This window comes from Micromonospora sp. WMMC415 (genome assembly GCF_009707425.1).
GTDB lineage: Bacteria > Actinomycetota > Actinomycetes > Mycobacteriales > Micromonosporaceae > Micromonospora.
Genome location: NZ_CP046104.1, coordinates 4,067,964 through 4,085,691, shown reverse-complemented (window position 1 = coordinate 4,085,691; position 17,728 = coordinate 4,067,964). Strand labels below are relative to the sequence as shown.

16 protein-coding genes are annotated in these 17,728 nt (G+C 72.3%); 8 read left to right on the top strand and 8 right to left on the bottom strand.

Annotated elements, in window-relative coordinates:
* Window positions 1–5: 5 nt before the first annotated feature.
* Complete coding sequence (locus GKC29_RS19135) at window positions 6–2,798, bottom strand: exo-alpha-sialidase (RefSeq protein ID WP_155332123.1); 2,793 nt, start codon at window positions 2,796–2,798, stop codon at window positions 6–8.
* Window positions 2,799–3,134: 336 nt separating this feature from the next.
* Here GKC29_RS19135 and GKC29_RS19130 point away from each other — a divergent pair, with 336 nt between their 5' ends.
* The 4 genes from GKC29_RS19130 to GKC29_RS19115 all read left to right on the top strand — a co-directional run bounded on the left by GKC29_RS19130 (window position 3,135) and on the right by GKC29_RS19115 (window position 5,217).
* On the top strand, window positions 3,135–3,542 hold the full coding sequence (locus GKC29_RS19130) for an SSI family serine proteinase inhibitor (RefSeq protein ID WP_155332122.1): 408 nt from the start codon (window positions 3,135–3,137) through the stop codon (window positions 3,540–3,542).
* A 203-nt stretch (window positions 3,543–3,745) separates the two neighbouring features.
* A complete protein-coding gene (locus GKC29_RS19125; RefSeq protein ID WP_155334236.1) occupies window positions 3,746–4,618 on the top strand; it encodes a pentapeptide repeat-containing protein in 873 nt (290 codons plus the stop codon).
* A 99-nt stretch (window positions 4,619–4,717) separates the two neighbouring features.
* Window positions 4,718–4,954: a preprotein translocase YidC gene (locus tag GKC29_RS19120; protein WP_155332121.1), complete on the top strand. Its 237-nt coding sequence runs from the start codon at window positions 4,718–4,720 to the stop codon at window positions 4,952–4,954.
* Between the two features lie 35 nt (window positions 4,955–4,989).
* Window positions 4,990–5,217, top strand: a complete 228-nt coding sequence (locus tag GKC29_RS19115) for a hypothetical protein (RefSeq protein ID WP_155332120.1) — start codon at window positions 4,990–4,992, stop codon at window positions 5,215–5,217.
* 55 nt (window positions 5,218–5,272) lie between these two features.
* On the opposite strand, the gene GKC29_RS19110 is transcribed toward GKC29_RS19115, so the two are convergent.
* From GKC29_RS19110 to GKC29_RS19085, 6 genes are all read right to left on the bottom strand, one after another.
* Window positions 5,273–6,364 carry an ABC transporter ATP-binding protein gene (locus tag GKC29_RS19110; RefSeq protein WP_155332119.1) on the bottom strand — a complete coding sequence of 364 codons (1,092 nt, stop codon included), beginning with the start codon at window positions 6,362–6,364 and terminating at the stop codon, window positions 5,273–5,275.
* Window positions 6,361–7,428: an ABC transporter ATP-binding protein gene (locus GKC29_RS19105; protein ID WP_155332118.1), complete on the bottom strand. Its 1,068-nt coding sequence runs from the start codon at window positions 7,426–7,428 to the stop codon at window positions 6,361–6,363. The genes GKC29_RS19110 and GKC29_RS19105 overlap by 4 nt, the downstream gene beginning before the upstream one ends.
* Before the next feature lie 14 nt (window positions 7,429–7,442).
* A complete protein-coding gene (locus GKC29_RS19100; RefSeq protein ID WP_155332117.1) occupies window positions 7,443–8,432 on the bottom strand; it encodes an ABC transporter permease in 990 nt (329 codons plus the stop codon).
* A 58-nt stretch (window positions 8,433–8,490) separates the two neighbouring features.
* Entirely contained in the window at window positions 8,491–10,242 is a 1,752-nt protein-coding gene (locus tag GKC29_RS19095; protein ID WP_155332116.1) for an ABC transporter substrate-binding protein, read from the bottom strand.
* Window positions 10,243–10,322: 80 nt separating this feature from the next.
* The gene (locus tag GKC29_RS19090) at window positions 10,323–11,360 is read right to left on the bottom strand and encodes an ABC transporter permease (RefSeq protein WP_230688712.1); all 1,038 of its coding nucleotides are present in this window, start codon (window positions 11,358–11,360) and stop codon (window positions 10,323–10,325) included.
* A gap of 302 nt (window positions 11,361–11,662) precedes the next feature.
* Window positions 11,663–12,919 carry a lycopene cyclase family protein gene (locus tag GKC29_RS19085; RefSeq protein ID WP_196255661.1) on the bottom strand — a complete coding sequence of 419 codons (1,257 nt, stop codon included), beginning with the start codon at window positions 12,917–12,919 and terminating at the stop codon, window positions 11,663–11,665.
* Window positions 12,920–13,293: 374 nt separating this feature from the next.
* On the opposite strand from GKC29_RS19085, the gene GKC29_RS19080 reads away from it, so the two are divergent.
* Window positions 13,294–13,821: a hypothetical protein gene (locus tag GKC29_RS19080; RefSeq protein ID WP_155332114.1), complete on the top strand. Its 528-nt coding sequence runs from the start codon at window positions 13,294–13,296 to the stop codon at window positions 13,819–13,821.
* An 87-nt stretch (window positions 13,822–13,908) separates the two neighbouring features.
* Entirely contained in the window at window positions 13,909–14,520 is a 612-nt protein-coding gene (locus GKC29_RS19075; RefSeq protein WP_155332113.1) for a class F sortase, read from the top strand.
* Between the two features lie 30 nt (window positions 14,521–14,550).
* Here GKC29_RS19075 and GKC29_RS19070 read toward each other — a convergent pair whose 3' ends face one another.
* Window positions 14,551–16,089 carry a serine/threonine-protein kinase gene (locus GKC29_RS19070; protein WP_155332112.1) on the bottom strand — a complete coding sequence of 513 codons (1,539 nt, stop codon included), beginning with the start codon at window positions 16,087–16,089 and terminating at the stop codon, window positions 14,551–14,553.
* 117 nt (window positions 16,090–16,206) lie between these two features.
* On the opposite strand from GKC29_RS19070, the gene GKC29_RS19065 reads away from it, so the two are divergent.
* Both GKC29_RS19065 and GKC29_RS29620 read left to right on the top strand, forming a co-directional pair.
* Entirely contained in the window at window positions 16,207–16,614 is a 408-nt protein-coding gene (locus GKC29_RS19065; protein ID WP_155332111.1) for a YchJ family protein, read from the top strand.
* A 237-nt stretch (window positions 16,615–16,851) separates the two neighbouring features.
* Window positions 16,852–17,700, top strand: a complete 849-nt coding sequence (locus GKC29_RS29620; protein WP_196255660.1) for a hypothetical protein — start codon at window positions 16,852–16,854, stop codon at window positions 17,698–17,700.
* Window positions 17,701–17,728 lie beyond the last annotated feature (28 nt).

Sequence of the window (17,728 nt, the reverse complement as noted above, 5' to 3'; positions counted from 1 at the left end):
TCTACCTACTTCAGCTTGAGCTGCCAGGCGCCGAGACCGTGTGAGGCGGCGTAGAGGATCCGCTTGCCCGGCACGATGGTGAGCCCGGCGACCTCGACGTTCGGCATGCCACCGGCCGCCTTGGTCCAACTGGTCGAGCCCTTGGCCAGGCGCAGGACCCCGAAGTCGGTGGACGCGTACAGGTCACCGGTGACGTCGTCCCGGACCAGGTCGGTGATCGGCTGGTCGCCGAAGTTGTACGACCGGTCGGTCCAGGTCGCCGTCGCACCGGCCACCTTCACCTCGAACGCGTGGCCGAGCGTGGTCGGGGTGTTCGAGTTGAAACCGCTGTAGGACACCCATGCCCGGGCCGGGTCGGCCGGGTCGACGTGGATGCTCGTGACGAAGCGGCCCGGCGTGCTGGCGTTGTCGATCCGGGTCCAGGTCACCGCGGAGGCCGGCTCGGCGTCGACGTTCTGGGTGACGAAGACCCGACCGGTGCTGGTGGCCGCGTACGCGGTCGACGAGTTGGAGTCGACCCGCTGCACCACCGAGACGGCACCGCCGGCCCGGTCGCCCCAGGCGGCGTCGGTGAGCCGGGTGGTGCCCAGCTCCGCCCAGTCACCGCACTGGGCCTCGAAGGTACCGGTCCAGGTGTTGCAGATCCGGTTGGCCTCCTCCAGGGTCCGGTCACCCAGGCCGAAGGTCTTGGTGCGGTAGACGGTCCGGGCGGTGCCGGCGAACATCGTGCCGCTGACCTTCGGGTCGGAGATCACCGGGGCGTAGAACAGGTTGCCCGGCTGGCCGTAGATCGGGTCCGCGGTCCAGATCCAGTCGGCGATGTCACCGTTGTCGAAGTTCACCTCGGGCGACACGTCGAAGAAGGTGTGGAAGCGGAACTCCGGCTTGCCGACGTCGAAGCCGGAGGCGCCACCGTCACCGATCATCGTGTTGACCCAGCGCCGGCGCTCGCCCTTGTTCTCCCAGGTGCCGTTGTCCTGCGTGCCACCCTGGAGCAGGTTCACGTCATGCGGACTGACCGACAGGCTGATGAACTGCAGCGTGTTCATGCCCTTGTTGACGCCCTCCAGCTTGGCGGGGATCTTCGAGAGCATCTGCTTGCAGCGGTCCTTCTGGGCCTGGGTGGTGAGGTTGCGGTCCGGGTTGTCGCACCAGGCCGAGCGGTCGACGAACTGGCCGGTGGAGCGCATGATGCCGCCGTCGTTGGCCTCGAAGAACTGGAACGGGTTGCGCGGGTTGGTCACCAGCGCGTGCTGGTCCGGGTGCAGGCCGTTCGGGTGCAGCTCGTCGGTGCCGTCGTAGGTCATGTCGGTGCCGCTGACTCCGGCGTCGGTGGAGAGGATGACCGCCCGCTTGTGGGCGACCGTCTCGCCGTAGACGTAGGAGCCACCGGTGTAGACGACGTCGGGGTGCCCGGCCGGGGTGTGCACGAACACGTCGTACCAGCACTGGCCGGTGCACTGGTTGTAGGTGGCGAAGCCCGGGTCGGCCGGGTTCGAGCTGGTCAGGTCGGTGAAGGTGGGCGCGCCGGCGGCCACGTCGTCGCTGCGGAACAGCCGCGAGTACGGGTTGCCGATGTTGCCCTCGTAGACGTACATCCGGGTCTTGCCGTTGGGCAGGGCGGTGACGTCGATCGCGGCGCGGGTCTGGAAGACCGCCGGGTTCAGCGAGGTCTTGATCTGCGTCCAGGTGGCGCCGGCGTCCGGGGAACGCCAGACACCGCGGGCGTACGACGAGGCGTACACGATGTTGGAGTTCTTCGGGTCGAGCTTGACGTAGCGGACGCCGCGCGGGGAGCAGGCGGCGGTGTTCGCGTACTCGGCGGCGCTGCCGGTGCAGTCGGCGGCGTTGGCCGAGCCGTTGTGGAGGAAGGTCCAGTTCTTGCCGCCGTCGGTGGTCTTGTACAGGCCCCACTTCTCGGCGTCCGGCACCGGCCGGGTCACGCCGGTGCAGCAGGAGCTGGACATGCCGCGCAGCGCGATGGTGGTGGCGACGTACATGGTCTTCGGGTCGCCCGGCTTGATGGTGATCTCGGCGATGCCCTTGCCGGAGAGCACGTCCTTACCGAGCGGACTCGACCAGGTCAGACCGCCGTTGGTGGACTTGTAGAGGCCGACGCCGGCGACGCAGCCGGAGCCGCAGGTGTTCGCCTCGCCGGTGCCGACGTAGATCGTCAGGCCGGTCTTGTCGTTACGGTCGATCTTGACCGAGCCGGCCGCGTTGATCCCCAGCGGGCCGCCCAGATAGAACCACTTCGGCTCGGCGGCGAGAATGTTCAACGTTCCCCAGACACCGCCGCCGGCCGGGGTCGCGTACGCCCGGCAGAGCAGCTGGTTGCAGTCCGGGCTGATGTCCAGCGAGGTGACCCGCCCGCCCGCCACGTACTCGTTGGGCACGTAGTTGAAGGCGTTGCGGAACTCGGTGAACGGGTACAACGCCTCGCTGGGGCCGACGCTGGTCCAGCGCTGGCTGCCCCGGAACCGCTTCTCCGCCGCCGCGTACGCGGACTTGGCACGATCCACCTCGGCGATGCTGATGTCGTTCGCCGGGTATGCCCGCTCCAGGAACTCCTGCTGGGCGGCGCCGCCCGGGCCGTCCGGGGACATGCCGTCGTTGCCGGGCGCCGCCCGCCGCAGCCGCTCCAGATGGGCGCCCAGGGCGTTGGGCATCTCGCCGTCCCCGACCGCCGCGGCGGCCGGCACCTCGGCGCCGGTGAAGTGGATGCCCGCGGCACCCGTCGTCGCCACGAGAGCGGCGACCGCTAGTCCTGCGAGTAGATGGCGACGTCTGCGCTTCACGAGGGTTCCTCCAGGAAAAGAGGCGTCGCCGCAGCGCGGCACCCAGGATTGGCGACCGTCGCTGGCAGCGTCCATGCAGGAGAATGTCAGAGGGTGATCGGGGACACAATCCTCTGCGTCGATTGAGTTCACAAATGATTGTCGTCGGGCCCGCGGCCCGGCGTGCCGGTGGGACGGCCCGGGGACGCGCGGGAGGTCGCCGCCGTGGTCGAGCCCACGTAACACTCCGTTACGCGGCGGGTTCACAGTGTCCACCTAGGGTGGTCGGCGGCCCGGTCACACGACGGCCGGGCCGACGACCGGCCCCTACCCGGGGCCTCGACGGAAGGACACACGATGCCCCTCGCCCAGCGGATCGCCGCGCTCTCCGCAGCGGCCGTCCTCGGCACGACCGCGCTCACCGTCGCGGCCACCCCCGCCCACGCCGCCCCCACCGGGCAGACCACCTCCGTGCTGCTGCTGAGCGTCGTCCCGCACACCACCGGCGCGCCCCGGGCCGCCGCGCTGCGGTGCGAGCCGACCGGCGGCACCCACCCGTACGCCACGTCCGCCTGCCAGGACGTCGCCGCGGTCGACGGCGACCTGGCCGCGCTGAGCGTCAACACCGGCCTCTGCACCCTGGAGTACGCCCCGGTGACCGTCCGGGCGGTCGGGTTCTGGCGGAACCGTCCGGTGTCGTACGCCGAGACCTTCGGCAACCGCTGCGAACTGCTGCGCGAGACCGGTTCCCTCTTCGCCTTCTGATTCCCGCCGCGCGGCGCCCGCTCCCCCGGGCGCCGCGCGGCCCCTCCCGGGCCTGACCTCAAGCACCGTGCAGGTCGCATGGCGGCATGACGGCCCCGGAGGGAGCCGCGCTCTTCCACGATCTCCCGACGTCCGTCCAGGTCCCGCCGAGTGGGAGAATGGGGCGTTCGTTCGGCAACCCTCAGCAGGAGAAGACGGTCAGCGTGTCGGAAACCGGCCCGGAGAGGCTGCGCGCCGACTGTTCCCGGTGCGTCGGGCTCTGCTGCGTGGCCCCGGCGTTCGCGGCCTCGGCGGACTTCGCGATCGACAAGCCGGCCGGCCGGCCCTGCCCGCACCTGGGGTCGGACTCCCGCTGCGGCATCCACGCGCACCTGCGCGACCGCGGCTTCCCGGGCTGCACCGTCTTCGACTGCTTCGGCGCCGGCCAGCGGGTGACCCGGGTGACGTTCGGCGGACGGGACTGGCGGGACGACGCCGCGACCGCACGGGCGATGTTCGACACCTTCGCCGCCGTACGACCGCTGCACGAGCTGCTCTGGTACCTGACCGAGGCGCTGGCGCTGGACCCGCCACCGGACCTGCGCGCGGCGCTGGCGGACGCGCTCGCCGAGACCGACCGGCTGGCCGGCGGCGACCCGGACACGCTGCGGACGCTGGACGTCGACGCGCACCGGGGACGGGTCAACCCATTGCTGTCCCGCGCCGGGGACCACGCGCGCGCCCGGGGCGGCCGACCCGGCCCGGACCGGCGCGGGGCCGCCCTGTTCGGCGCGGACCTGCGGACCGTGAACCTGCGGCGGGCGAACCTGCGCGGGGCGCTGCTGATCGGTGCCGACCTGCGGGGTGTGCACCTGGGCGGCGCCGACCTGACCGGCGCGGACCTGCGCGGAGCCAACCTGCGCGGGGCCGACCTGTCCGCGAGCCTGTTCGTGCACCAGTCCCAGCTCGACGCGGCACGTGGTGACCGGCACACCGTCCTGCCACCGGGGCGTACCCGCCCCGCGCACTGGACGGCGCTGCCGCTGACCCCGGTCCCCCGCCGCCGGCCGACCGCGGCGCGGCGCCGCCCTCGCTGACCGCCCCCACCGCGACCGGTCGACGTCCACGTTTCCACCGGGAAGGGCCGGGTAGGCGGTGCGGGACACGGTCACCATCGCCGACGGGGAGGCACGGGCGTGGGATACCGAGTGCGGCAGGGTGAGCAGCCGGTCGATCCGGAGCACGCCGAGGACGAGGCCGGTCAGGCCCGGCTGGTCCAGGTCGACGCGGACACCGACGTGCCGCCGCCGGACGGGACGACGACGAAACCGGACATCGTGACCGAGGACGACGGGTCCGGCGTGGCCGGGGGGTCCTCGGGCAGCAGCAGCGGCGGGTCCGGCATGCCGGGCCACCCGGACGCCGCCCGCTGACGTTTCCGTCGAGCCTGACGGGGCAGGAGAGCGCCATGACCGACCAACACCGTTTCGACCTGGCCGACACCGACGAGCCGGACGGCGCCACCGCGATGGAGGCGTCGCTGCGGCCGCCGGGTGAGTCCCTGCACACCACCGAGGACGTCGGCGACGACTTCGAGGACCTGCCCGCCGAGGACCGGCGGTCGGCGCGGGAGGTCAGCCGCGCCGGGTACGACGTGGCGGAGGTCTCCGGCACCACCGACCCGAACCGGGAGTGAGACCGGGCCGCGCGGCGCGGCCCGGCCCAGCGCCCGGCGTTTCAGAGGAGGCAGGTTACCCCGCCGGCTCGGTCGCGGGACTCGCACCGGCCGGGGCCGCCGTTCCGGCGACCGGCGCGGGCTCGCCCGGAGCGGTGAGGGGTCCGGTTTCGGGGAAGTGGCAGGCGGTGGCCTGCCGGCCGCCGTCGCGGGGGGTGAGGTCGGGTTCCTGGGTGGCGCAGATGTCGCGGGCTTTCCAGCAGCGGGTGCGGAAGCGGCAGCCCGACGGCGGGTCCAGGGGTGTGGGCACGTCGCCGGACAGGCGGATGCGTCCGGCCGGGCCGAGGCGGGTCACGTCCGGGATCGCCGACAGCAGGGCCCGCGTGTAGGGGTGCTGGGGGCGTTCGTAGATGTCGGTGCGGTCGCCGATCTCCACCACCCGACCCAGGTACATCACCGCGACCCGGTGGCAGAAGTGCCGCACCACGGCCAGGTCGTGGGCGATGAACACGAACGCCAGCCCCAGGTCACGTTGCAGGTCACGCAGCAGGTTGACCACCTGCGCCTGGATCGAGACGTCCAACGCCGACACCGGCTCGTCAGCCACGATCAGCCTCGGCTGCAACGCCAGCGCGCGGGCGATACCGATGCGCTGCCGCTGCCCGCCGGAGAACTCGTGCGGATACCGGTTGTAGTGCTCCGGGTTCAACCCCACCAGTTCCAGCAGCTCCCGCACCCGGGCCCTGGTCCCGCCGGGCGGGGTGATCCGGTTGACCTGCAACGGCATCGCCACGATCCGCCCCACCGTGTGCCGCGGGTTCAACGACGCGTACGGGTCCTGGAAGATGATCTGCAGCTGCTGCCGCAACGGCCGCAACCCACGCCGACCCAGATGCGTGATGTCCCGCCCCGCGAACTCGATCGACCCGGCGGTCGGCTCCAACAACCGCACCAACATCCGACCCGTCGTCGTCTTCCCACACCCGGACTCCCCCACCAGACCCAGCGTCTCCCCAGCCCGCACCTCGAAGTCCACCCCGTCGACCGCGCGCACCAACCCCGCCGCCCGCAACCCCGTCCGCACCGGGAAATGCTTGGTCAACCCCCGCACCCGCAACAACGGCTCCTGGTCCTGCGCCACCCGCACGACCTGCTCCGGCACGCTCATCGCGCCACCCCCACCTCGGCGACCTCGTCACGGTAGATGTGCTGCCGCTCGGCCTCCGGCAAGTGGCAGGCCACCAGGTGCCCCCGCTCCCGCACCTGCCGCAGCTCCGGCACCTCGCTGAACGAGCGGTTCCCGTTGCGGCCCGCGTAGCGGCAGCGGGGATGGAACGCACACCCCGACGGCAGGTTGATCAACGACGGCGGATTGCCCGGGATCGGCACCAGGTCCGCCGCCGCGTCACCGTGCAACGACGGCACGCTCGACAACAACCCCCACGTGTACGGATGCTGCGGCCGCCGCAACACCTGCTCCACACCCCCGTGCTCCACCCCCCGACCGCCGTACATCACCAACACCTCATCCGCCACCTGGGACACCACCCCCAGGTCATGCGTGATCAAAACGATCGCCGACCGGAACTCCGCCTGCAGATCCGCGAGCAGATCCAGAATCTGCGCCTGCACCGTCACATCCAACGCCGTCGTCGGCTCATCCGCGATCACCAGATCCGGATCGTTCACCAACGCCATCGCGATCATCACCCGCTGCCGCATCCCACCCGAAAACTCATGCGGATACTGATCGAACCGGCGCCCCGGCTGCGGAATCCCCACCCGGCCCAGCATGTCCACCGCCCGCCGCCGCACCTCCCGCCGCCCGGCATCCGGATGATGCACCCGGTACGCCTCAGCGATCTGCCGCCCCACCGAGTAGTACGGATGCAACGCCGACAACGGATCCTGGAAGACCATCGCCATGTCCCGGCCCCGCAACCGGCGCACCTCCTCTTCGGACATCCGCACGAGGTCGCGTCCGGCGAGCAGGATCCGCCCGGAGAGCCGGGTGCGGCGGGGGTCGTGCAGGCCCAGGATCGCCAGGGACGTCACGCTCTTGCCGGATCCGGACTCGCCGACGATGCCGAGGGTGCGCCCCTGCTCGACGGCGAACGACACCCCGTCGACCGCCCGGACCACGCCGTCGGCGGTGTCGAACCACACCCGCAGGTCCTCCACCTGGAGGTAGGGGCCGGACCGGTGGCCGGCCGGCACGGTGCTGGTGGTCATTTGGTCTCTCCTCGTCAGCTCAGTCGCACCCGTGGGTCGATGACCGCGTACAGCACGTCGACGACGATGTTGGCGATCACGATGAAGATGGCGGCCAGCAGCACGGTGGCCATGACCACCGGCAGGTTCAGGTACTGCACCGCCTCGACGGTGGCCTTGCCGAGCCCTTGCAGGCCGAAGATGGTCTCGGTGATGAACGTGCCGCCCAGCGCGGTGCCGATGTCGAGGCCGGCGATGGTCACGATCGGGGTGATCGCCGCCCGCAGGGCGTGCCGGGTGTGCACCCGGCGCAGCGGCAGGCCCTTGGCGCGGGCGGTCCGGACGAAGTCCTCGGACAGGGTCTCCAGCATCTGCGCCCGGGACAGCCGGGCGTACAGCGCCGAGTTGAGGAAGCCCAGGGTCATCCAGGGCAACAGGAGGCCGAGCGCCCACTTCGCCGGGTTCTCGGTCAGTGGCGTGTAGGTCGGGAAGGGCAGCAGGCCGGTCGCGTACACGAGCAGGTAGAGCAGGATGAGGCCGAAGAAGTAGACCTGCATGGAGGCGCCGGCGAGGCTGACCCCGATGGCGAGGCGGTCGAAGACCGTGCCGCGGCGCAGCGCGGAGATCATGCCGAGGGTCACGCCGAGCAGGATCCAGATGGCGGCCGCGCCGAAGACGATGCTGAAGGTGACCGGGGCGCGCTGGGTGACGATCTCGGTCACCGGCTGGTCATTGCGGAACGAGTACCCCAGGCAGGGCGCCGGGCACTCGCGTTCGAAGTCGCCCGAGCCGAAGGTACGGCCGACGAAGATCCCGCTGACGAAGTTGGTGTACTGCTCCGGCAGCGGGTCACGGATGCCCAGCCGCTCCTCCACCTGGGCGATGTCCTCGGCGGTGCAGTTCTTGCCGCACATCACCTTGGCCGGGCTGCTGGGCACCGCGAAGAAGAGCCCGAAGGTGACCAGGCTGATGACGATGAGGGTGACGACCGCGACGAGCAGCCGCCGGACGATGAAACGGAGCATCCGTCGAACCTCTCGGGCTGCGGGTGGGGAGCGGACGAGCCGCTCCCCACCCGGGATGTCACTGCTTGACGTGGATGGTGTTGACCTGGATGGCGCCGAAGGCGTCGCTGAGGAAGGCGTTGCCGACCTTGGAGCCGTGCAGCACGTACGTGGCGTCGTAGTAGACCGGGATGACCGGCACGAACTCACGCATGATCTTTTCGTCGAGCTTCATCCACTCCGCGTCCTGTTCGGCCGCGGGCAGCTTCCGCACCCGGTCGATCTCGGCGCTGATACCCGCGTCGTTGAGGTAGGACAGGTTCTGGTTGCCCTCCGGCCCGATCTCCCGGCCGTCGTACAGCGGCGGGATGATGGTCGAGCCGGTCGGCCAGTCGGAGCCCCAACCACCGAGGTACAGGTCGTACGGGTTGTTCTTCCGGCCGACCTCGTCGTAGTAGCTCGACGACTCGATCGACTTCATGGTGATCTTGAAGCCCCGCTCGGTGAGGCTCTTCCGGATCGCCTCGGCCTGCTGGGTGCGCAGCTCGGTGTTGGCGTGTGCCAGCACCAGCTCCGGCGTCCGCCCGCCCAGCAGATCCTTCGCCTTCTGCGCGTCACCGGTGGGCGGCACGCCGAAGGCGTCGTACTGCTTGAACCCGGCCGTCGTGGGCGACATGAGCGTGGTGGCCGGCGTGCCGGCGGCCTGGCCGCCGATCGCCTTGAGCGCCGCGTCCTTGTCCACCGCGTAGTTCAGCGCCTTGCGGATGTTGAGGTCGGTGACCCGCTGGGTGTTGATGTTGAGCACCCAGGTGTACTGCGTCGGGCCCTTGACCACCCGCTCGGCCACCGGGCCGGTCGTGGTCCGGGACAGTACCGCGGGCGGCACGTCGGTCCAGGTGAACGCGGTCTGGTCGGCGGGGGCGTCGGCGACGAGACGCTCGGCGATCTGTGCCGCCTCCAGGCCGAACGTGAACCGGAAGCCGTCCGGGTACGCGGTGCGCAGCGGGTCGCTGTCCGGGTCCCAGTTCGGGTTGCGCTCGAGCTCCAGCGCCACGTCCCGCTGGTAGGACTTCACCTTGTACGGCCCGGAGGAGAAGGGCCGCAGGTCGTAGTTGGTCTTCGTGTCCTTGGCCGCGGGCACCGGCGCGGTGGTGGCCATCGCGGCGGCGTAAGGCATGTCGCAGTGCGGCTCGGGGAAGGTGAACCGGATCGTCTTGTCGTCCGGCGTCTCCACCCCGTCCGGCGCCGGTTTGCCGCCGTCGTACGGCCCCTTGTAGGTGGCGTTGTACTCGCCGCCGGGGTAGAGCCACTGCTGGATGTAGTGGGGTCCCTCGTTGAGCTGCGGGGCGAACGACCGCGCGACACCGTGCGCGACGTCCTTCGAGGTGACCGGCGAGCCGTCCTCGTACTTCAGCCCGTCGCGGAGGGTGAACTCCCAGACCTTGCAGTCGCCGTTGACGTCCTTGCCGGGATCCCGGGCCAGGTCGCCGACGAGGAGCATCTCGCCGGTGCCGTTCTCCTTGTAGCCGGTCAGGGACCGGTAGATGAGGCCGGTGGTCAACTGCTGGACGTTGACGTAGTTGCGGGCCGGGTCGAGGTGCTCGAAGTCGAATTCCCGCAGGACGGTGATGGTCCCGCCCTTGGTGGCGCCCTCGACGGCCTTCGCCGGGCCCTGGTTGTCGGCCGCCTCGTACGAGATCGAGCCGGTCTGGGTCTTCGCTTCCTCGTTGCCGTTGCCGGTGCCGCCGTCCTCGGTGGTCCGGGTGCATCCCGTGGCGACCAGCGCCACGGACAGGACACCGATCGACAGTGTCCGGATCTTTCTACGCACGGTGCTTCTCCCTTCTTGCCCGGCCCGGGCCGCGCGAGGCCCGCCGTCCGCCGGGCGAACGGTTGGTGATCGGATTTCGGTTACCGGGTGGACCGGGGGTCCAGGGCGTCCCGCAGCGCGTCACCGAAGAGGTTGAACGCCAGGACGAGAATGAAGATCGTCAATCCGGGAAAGAGCGTGTACCACGGGTCGCTCGCCACGTAGCCGATGCTGTTGTAGATCATGCGACCCAGGTCCGGGGTGGGTTCGGTGACGCCGATGTTGACGAACGCCAGGGCCGCCTCGATGGCGATGAACTGCGGCACGTTCAGCGACAGCGTGACCAGGATCGGCGCCCAGATGTTCGGCAGGAACTGGCGCAGCAGGAGGTGGCCGGTCCCGGCGCCGGCGGCCCGCGCCGCGTCGACGAACTCCCGCTCCCGCAGCGAGATGACCTGGCCACGAACCAGCCGCGCCGTGTACGTCCAGCTGAACAGCCCGAACGTGGCCACGATGAGGGCGATCCGGAAACTCGGGGGCGGCGCCTCCCGCTCGGTGAAGAAGCGGTCCTCGACGATCGGGATGACGGCGAGGGCGAAGATGAGGAACGGAAAGGCCAGGGTCACGTCGATGAACCAGTTGACGAGACCGTCGAGCCAGCCCCGGGCGTACCCCGCGACGACGCCGACGGCCACCCCGATCAGCGACGCCAGCAACGCCGAGACGAAAGCGATGAACAATGACGTACGCAGGCCGTAGACCAGTTGCATGAGGATGTCCCGACCGCTGCCCGGTTCGAGTCCGAGCAAATGGTCGGCACTGATCCCGCCGGCGTAACCGAGCGGCATCCCGAAATCGTTCAACCGGTCGACGAACTTGTCCGTCGGATCGATGCCGGTGAGCCACTTCAGCAGCGGGGCGGCGAGCGCCACGACCATGGCGACGACCAGCGTGACCGCGCTGAGCAGGGCGGTCCGGTCCCGCTTGAGCCGGAGCCAGGCGAGCTGGCCGGGTGAACGGCCGACGATGTCACGGTTTGCGGCGCCGGCCGGGGTGTCGGCGGGCGAGTTCACCTCCGCCACCGGCTCGGTCGGCTCCCCCGCCAGGGAGAGGGACGGCGGGTGGGACATGTCGCTCATCGCGGGCCCCTTCGTCTGCGGAACTGCCATCTGCGCCGACGATAAGCGAATTCGAAAGGGCGAAAAGAATCGTTCGGATAACGGCCGGATCGGTTGTCATGCATCCACAACGGTTTGGCAACGGCACCGGCTCCTTGCCGTAACGGGGCCCTTCCGTTGTCATCCGTTCGGTCAGATCCGGGTCAATGCGCAACGCGACGACCACGGCAGCGGTTGTCATCCGCGCATTTCATTTCCATGTCGGTTCCTCGACGCCGGGCCGCGGGAAAGCCGGCCGACGACCACGAGGGCCGGCGACGGTGTCAGCCGTCGGAGCGGGAGGCCCGGATCGGCGGGGCGCCCGTGACGGGCGGAGGTACGGTCCACGTCGCCCGGCGGCGGGACGGCACCAGGCGGTCCCGGAGCCGGGCGGCGGCGTCACCGGCGGTCGCGGCGACCATCGGCAGCAGGCGCGTGGAGCTCATCACCGCGACCTCCTCGGCCGGCGTGGTGGCGCCGTCGAGGAAGCGCAGCACCCGCTCCGGCGGGTTGCGGTCGAACAGCCGGTCGAAGAAGTCGGGGCCGCCCACGCCGCCCCGGTCCAGCGCCCGCAGTGCGACCGCGTCCATCCACAGGTGACGGCGGGGGTACGCGGGCGCCGGCACCGGCGGCCGGCCGGCGGCCAGCGCACGGGCCACCTGGTCGGCCTGGCGGTGCATGGCGGAGAACGTGAAGCCGGTGGACGGGCGGGTGGCGCCGCCCGCGGTGCCGAGGCGTACCACCCGGGGCGAGGGCCGGGGCTCGAACGGGCCGTCGGTCATCGGGATCACCCCGTTCTCGACCTCCCGTACGGTCAGCCGGGCCGGATCCAGGCCCAGCAGATCCCGGTACGCCACCAGCGCCGTGTCGTAACCGGAGTCGGTGAGCAGGCCGGGGGTGAACTCGGTGTACTCCACGAGCGCGTACCGGTCACTGACCGGAAGCACGTACCCGAAGGAGACGCCCCGCGCCGGCTGCGGGGTTCGGAAGTCCATCAGCACCGCCCGCCGCGGGTCGAACACCGGCCGGTCGGCCGCCACCCACCACCCCCGGAAGTGCTGGAGCCAGTTGGTGCGCCCCGGCCGCCGGGGCGGGCGGGGACGCGAGTCGAGCACCCAGGACGCCCGGAACGTCGACCCGGCCGCGTGCACGGTGACGCTTTCGCCGTCGTCGTCGAGGGCCTCCGCCGGGGCGACGACGCGGATCACGTCGAGGCGCTGCTCGGCGGCGGCAGCCCGGTCGTAGACCGGGCCCGAGCGCAGCATGGCGTACCGCAGCGGGGTGAGGTCCAGGACGCGGCGCCGCGCCGGCGTCGCCACCTCTACCTGCGACCAGCTCGCCGCGAGCAGCGGATCGAGGTCGTCGTCGGGCCGGCCCCAGAACGCCCAGGTGCGGTCCTGGCCGCGGCGGTGCACCGGGTCGACGACCGCGACCCGCAGGCCGCGCACGCGGTGCCGGTCGAGGGCGGCGAGCACGAGCGACGCGGCGCCCCCGCCGCCGACCAGGGCGAGGTCGACGTCGACGGGCGCGGCGGTGTGCACCCGTCCACGCTGCCACACGGACGCCGGGGGCCGACCGACGGCCTTGGTCCACTCGATGCCGGCGGCTTCGCGCGGTCCGGCGGTACCGACACCGCCGGGCCGGCGGCATCGGGTCATTCCGGGCCATCGGCCCACGGGTGACCGCCCGGCCCCGGGCGGCATCGACCGGAGCAAGCCACGCGCACGCCCCGTCCCGGCATATCCGCTGCTGCCTCCGCCTCGCGGGTGGACACGTGACGGCAACGAGGATTTCTCATTTTCACCGGATCGAGGGCCCAACCCTCCTAGTGTTGGGCACACCGGTGCTAGTCGCGGAGTTGGCCACCCGAACGACGTCCCACCCAACTGCGGACGAAGAGTGAGGGAAGACGCGTATGAAGGCGAAGACAGTCCTCGTGTCGGCGGCGGTCGGCGTCGGCCTCGGCACGCTCCTGCTGCCCGGCGCCGCGTGGGCGGAGACGACCGTGTCGCCGGCCACCACACCGGCGGGCGGGACGATCGTGTCGCCGGCCACCACACCGGTGGGCGGAACGGTCATCCTCACCGCCACCACCTGCAACCCGAAGTCCGGCGACGCGATCTTCCGCGTCACCGGCCCCAACCGTGACATCAACGTCCGCTCCACCACGGCCGCGGCCGGCGGCGGGCTCAGCGCGGAACTCTTCACCGCCGGCTTCACGCTCGGCACGTACACGGTGACCGCAACCTGCGGCGACGGAAGCGCCGCCGGCACGGCCACGTTCACGGTCACCCCGATCGGCGGTGCCCAGGCCGGGGGCGGCACGCCCGGTGACCGCACCGGCTCCGTCGCCGCGGGGGTCGCGCTCCTCGGCTCCGCGGCCGGCGGCGCGCTCATCCTGGCCCGCCGCCGCCGGCACGCGGTCACCGCCGCGACCGGCTGAACCGGGCCCGTCCATCCCTGGATACGGGTGCCCGCCCGGCGAGCCGCCGGCGCGGGCACCCGGGCGACGCGCGTACGGAGGTGGGAGGTGTCCCGACGCCGGCCCGGCTGGGCGGTCCGAGTCGTCGCCCTGCTCGCCGCCGCCGGACTGGGCCTGCTGACCAGCGGACTTCCGGCGTCCCCGCCCCGGCCCCGGCCGGGCGACGCCCCGGCCGGCGCACGCCCCGCGACCCCGCTGCCGCCCCTGCCCCGGGCCGAACCCGTCGAGGTCCGCATCCCGTCGATCGGGGTGCGGGCGCGGCTCGTACCGGTCGGCGCCGACGCCCGCGGGGAACTCGAGGTGCCGCCGCTGGACCGGCCGGGCATCGCCGGGTGGTACCGACACGGCGTCACGCCCGGCGAGACCGGCAACGCCGTCGTCGTCGGCCACGTCGACACCACCGCCGGTCCGGCGGTCTTCTTCGACCTGGGGCGGCTGCGCCCCGGTGACACCGTCCGGATCGCCCGCGCCGACCGGAGCGTCGCCACCTTCGCCGTCGACGGCGTCGCCGCGTACCCGAAGGAACGGTTCCCCACCGCCCTGGTCTACGGCCCGAGTACCGCCGCCGGCCTGCGCCTCGTCACCTGCGGCGGCCGCTTCGACCCCGACCGCCGCAGCTACGTCGACAACGTGATCGTCTCCGCCACCCGGGTGCCGTGATCCGGAGCGGACCCTCCCCGCCCAACGGCCTCAGTCGTCGTCCTTCTCCTCGTCCTGCTTCTCGTCGTCCTTGTCGTCCTTTTTGCCATCCTTCTTGTCGTCGTCCTTCTCGGCCGGGGTGTTCTGGCCGGCCACGGAGAGCACGGAGCCACAGGTCGCGCCGTCGAGCTGGAACCGGCCCGGCAGGGAGTTCACACCCCGGTAGGTCCCCTCCACGGTCGCCGTACGGGACGTCGCCGCCGGCAGCTCACCGATTCGCGCCTGCACCGAGTTGCCCGCCTGCCGCCAACCACCGGGTGAGCCCCGTAGGAGCCGCTGTTCACCGGGGAGGGCGAAGGTGAGCCGGCCGGCGCGGAACGGGACGGTTCCGGTGTTGGCGACGCTGACCGCCGCGGCGAACCGGCCGTCGGCGGCCCGACGGACGGTGTATTCGACGGTGCACTCCGGCGCGCGCTCTCCCAGCGCCGCCACGGCCGCCGGCGGGGCAGCCAGCGTCCGGTCTGCCCGGCCGGTGTCAGCCGAGAACGGCGCCGCCACCACGACGCCGGCGGCCACCAGGGCGGCGGCACCGGTGCCCGCGACAGCCGCCCGCCGGGCGGACGGCATGTGCCGCCAGCGACGCAGCGGCGCGTCCAGGGGGCGGCCCGCCCACCAGGCCGCAGCGGCGGCGACCCGGCCCGGCAGGTCCACCGCGGTACGGGTCCGGGTGGCCGCACCGGCGTCGCCGGCCTGGGGCAGCAGGAGGGTGGCGGGAGCCAGGCCCGCCACGGAACCGAGGGCCTCCGCGACGTCGGCCGCCGAAGGGCGCCGGTCCGGGTCCTTGTCCAGGCATCGCCGGCACAGGTCACCCACCTCGGGCGGCAGGTCGGCGATCCCCGGCAGTGGCGCCGGCTCCTGGTAGCGGTGGGCGGTCAGCATCTGTGTGGTGGTGGCGGCCTGCCACGGCAGCCGGCCGGCCAGGGCGCGGTACAGCAGCAGGCCGAGGGCGTACACGTCGGTGGCGGGCCGTACGGCGCCGCGCTCCAACCGCTCCGGCGCCAGGTACGCCGGCGTGCCGTACAACTGGCCGCCGGCCTCGGACTCCCCCGACGTCGCCGAGATGCCGAAGTCGACCAGCCGCACCCCGGCGCCGGCGACCACCACGTTGCCGGGTGTGACATCACGGTGGACCACACCCTGTTCGTGTGCCGCGGCGAGCGCGGCGGCGACCTGGGCGCCGATCAGCACGGCCACCCGCCACGGCAACGCGCCGCCGGTGAGCAGCTCCGCCAGCGACCGCCCCTCGACCACCTCCATCACCACGTACGGCAACGGGGCACCGTCGCCGGTCGCGTCGCCGTAGTCGTACACGGCCACGATGTTCGGATGGCGCAGCCGGGCGGCCGCGCGGGCCTCCGCGCGAATGCGGTCCAGCAGCTGCGGGTCGGCGGCCAGGTCGGACGAGAGCACCTTGACCGCGACGTCCCGCCCCAGCACCTCGTCGTGGGCCCGCCAGACCACCGACATGCCGCCCGCGCCCAGCCGCTCCCGCAGCCGGTACCGCCCGCCCAGCAGAGATCCGGTGTCCATAATCCGTAGCGATGCCCACCGGGCACCTGCGGAAAACACCGGCAGCCGCCGGCTACCCGGGACGACCACGCCACCCCTGGCCGGCCACGCTCTCCTCCGCGCGGAAAGATGACCACCATGGCGAAGCGTGGAGAGCGGGCCGGCCCGGTCGGAACCTGCCCGTGCGGCTCGGGCATGCCCTACCCGGAGTGCTGCGGCCGGCTGCACCGGGGCGAGGTCGACGCGCCGACCGCCGAGACGCTCATGCGCTCCCGCTACTCCGCCTTCGCGGTCGGGGACGCCGCGTACCTGCTGCGCACCTGGCACTCCTCCACCCGCCCGGCGCGGCTGCGGCTGGACCCGGACGAGCGCTGGACCGGCCTGGAGATCGTCGACACCGAGCGGGGCGGCCTGTTCGACACGACCGGCACGGTGGAGTTCCGGGCGCACCACCGGGAGCGCGGCCGGCCGGGCACGCTGACCGAGCGCAGCCGGTTCGTCCGGGAGGACGGCCGCTGGGTCTACCTGGACGGCGAGACGCGCTGACGGCCGGGAAGTACACGGACCCGGGTGGTGCGGCGACGGGTGTCCGACCACCCGGTCGGGGCGCTAGGATGGGGCCGGCGCCGTCCTGCGCCACACCTCCCTCCCGGTGCTCACGCCACCGGCCTCGCGGAGGCAAAGGGGGCCTGAGCCCTCGGGACGCACCACCACGTGCCCCACTCCGGCGGGGTCGGCGGGAGCGTGAGTCCCTGCGACCGTGCCGTTGACAGGGAGCATGTGATGACCAATCAGCGCGCCTTCAAGGCCCGGGTCCGCGCCCGGATGGACAAGACCGGCGAGAGCTACACCACCGCCCGCCGGCACCTGCTGGCCCGGATGCCCGCCGCCCCGGCCGAACCGCCCGCCGTCGTCGCACCCGGAACCGAACCTCCGGCCGTCGACCTTGGCGGCGAAACCCCGGCCGTCGAACCGCCTGCCACAGCGCCCGCCCCCGGCAGCGCCGCCGGCGGGCCGGCCGAACCGCCGGCCACGCCGGTCGAGGCAGCGCCGGCCCGTGCCGGCACGGCCGGGCAGGTGGCCCGGATCCCGGACGCCCTGCTGCGCGAGCGCACCGGGCGGGGCTGGGAGGAGTGGTTCGGCCTGCTCGACGAGTGGGGCGGGACCGAACACACCCACACCGAGATCGCCCGCTGGCTGGTGGCCGTCCACGAGGTGCCGGGCTGGTGGGCGCAGACCGTCACCGTCGGGTACGAGCAGTCGCGCGGCCTGCGCGCCCCCGGCCAGCAGCGCGGCGGCGCGTACTCGGCCGGGGGCAGCCGCACGGTGGCCGTGCCGGTGGACCGCCTGTTCGCCGCGTTCGCCGACGAGACGCTACGCCGCCGCTGGCTGCCCGACGTCGACGTGCGGGTGCGTACCGCCACCGCGCCGAAGACGTTCCGCGCCGACTGGGCGGGCGGCCCGACCCGGATCGTGGTCGGGTTCGTGCCGGCCGGCGACACGAAGTCCCGGCTGTCCGTGCTGCACGAGAAGGTCGGCAGCGCGGAGCGGGCGGCGGAGCTCAAGGCGTACTGGCGGGAGCGGCTCGACGCGCTCAAGCAGCTCCTCGAGACGGAGGGAGACCGACGGTGACGCGCGGGCCGGCCGGCGGTCAGCCGGC

Coding starts and splice junctions, on each gene's coding strand:
- GKC29_RS19070 (WP_155332112.1), bottom strand. CDS start 16,089: ATGGACACCGGATCTCTGCTGGGCGGGCGGTACCGGCTGCGGGAGCGG.
- GKC29_RS19080 (WP_155332114.1), top strand. CDS start 13,294: ATGAAGGCGAAGACAGTCCTCGTGTCGGCGGCGGTCGGCGTCGGCCTC.
- GKC29_RS19110 (WP_155332119.1), bottom strand. CDS start 6,364: ATGAGCGTGCCGGAGCAGGTCGTGCGGGTGGCGCAGGACCAGGAGCCG.
- GKC29_RS19100 (WP_155332117.1), bottom strand. CDS start 8,432: ATGCTCCGTTTCATCGTCCGGCGGCTGCTCGTCGCGGTCGTCACCCTC.
- GKC29_RS19130 (WP_155332122.1), top strand. CDS start 3,135: ATGCCCCTCGCCCAGCGGATCGCCGCGCTCTCCGCAGCGGCCGTCCTC.
- GKC29_RS19105 (WP_155332118.1), bottom strand. CDS start 7,428: ATGACCACCAGCACCGTGCCGGCCGGCCACCGGTCCGGCCCCTACCTC.
- GKC29_RS19090 (WP_230688712.1), bottom strand. CDS start 11,360: ATGAGCGACATGTCCCACCCGCCGTCCCTCTCCCTGGCGGGGGAGCCG.
- GKC29_RS29620 (WP_196255660.1), top strand. CDS start 16,852: ATGACCAATCAGCGCGCCTTCAAGGCCCGGGTCCGCGCCCGGATGGAC.
- GKC29_RS19115 (WP_155332120.1), top strand. CDS start 4,990: ATGACCGACCAACACCGTTTCGACCTGGCCGACACCGACGAGCCGGAC.
- GKC29_RS19065 (WP_155332111.1), top strand. CDS start 16,207: ATGGCGAAGCGTGGAGAGCGGGCCGGCCCGGTCGGAACCTGCCCGTGC.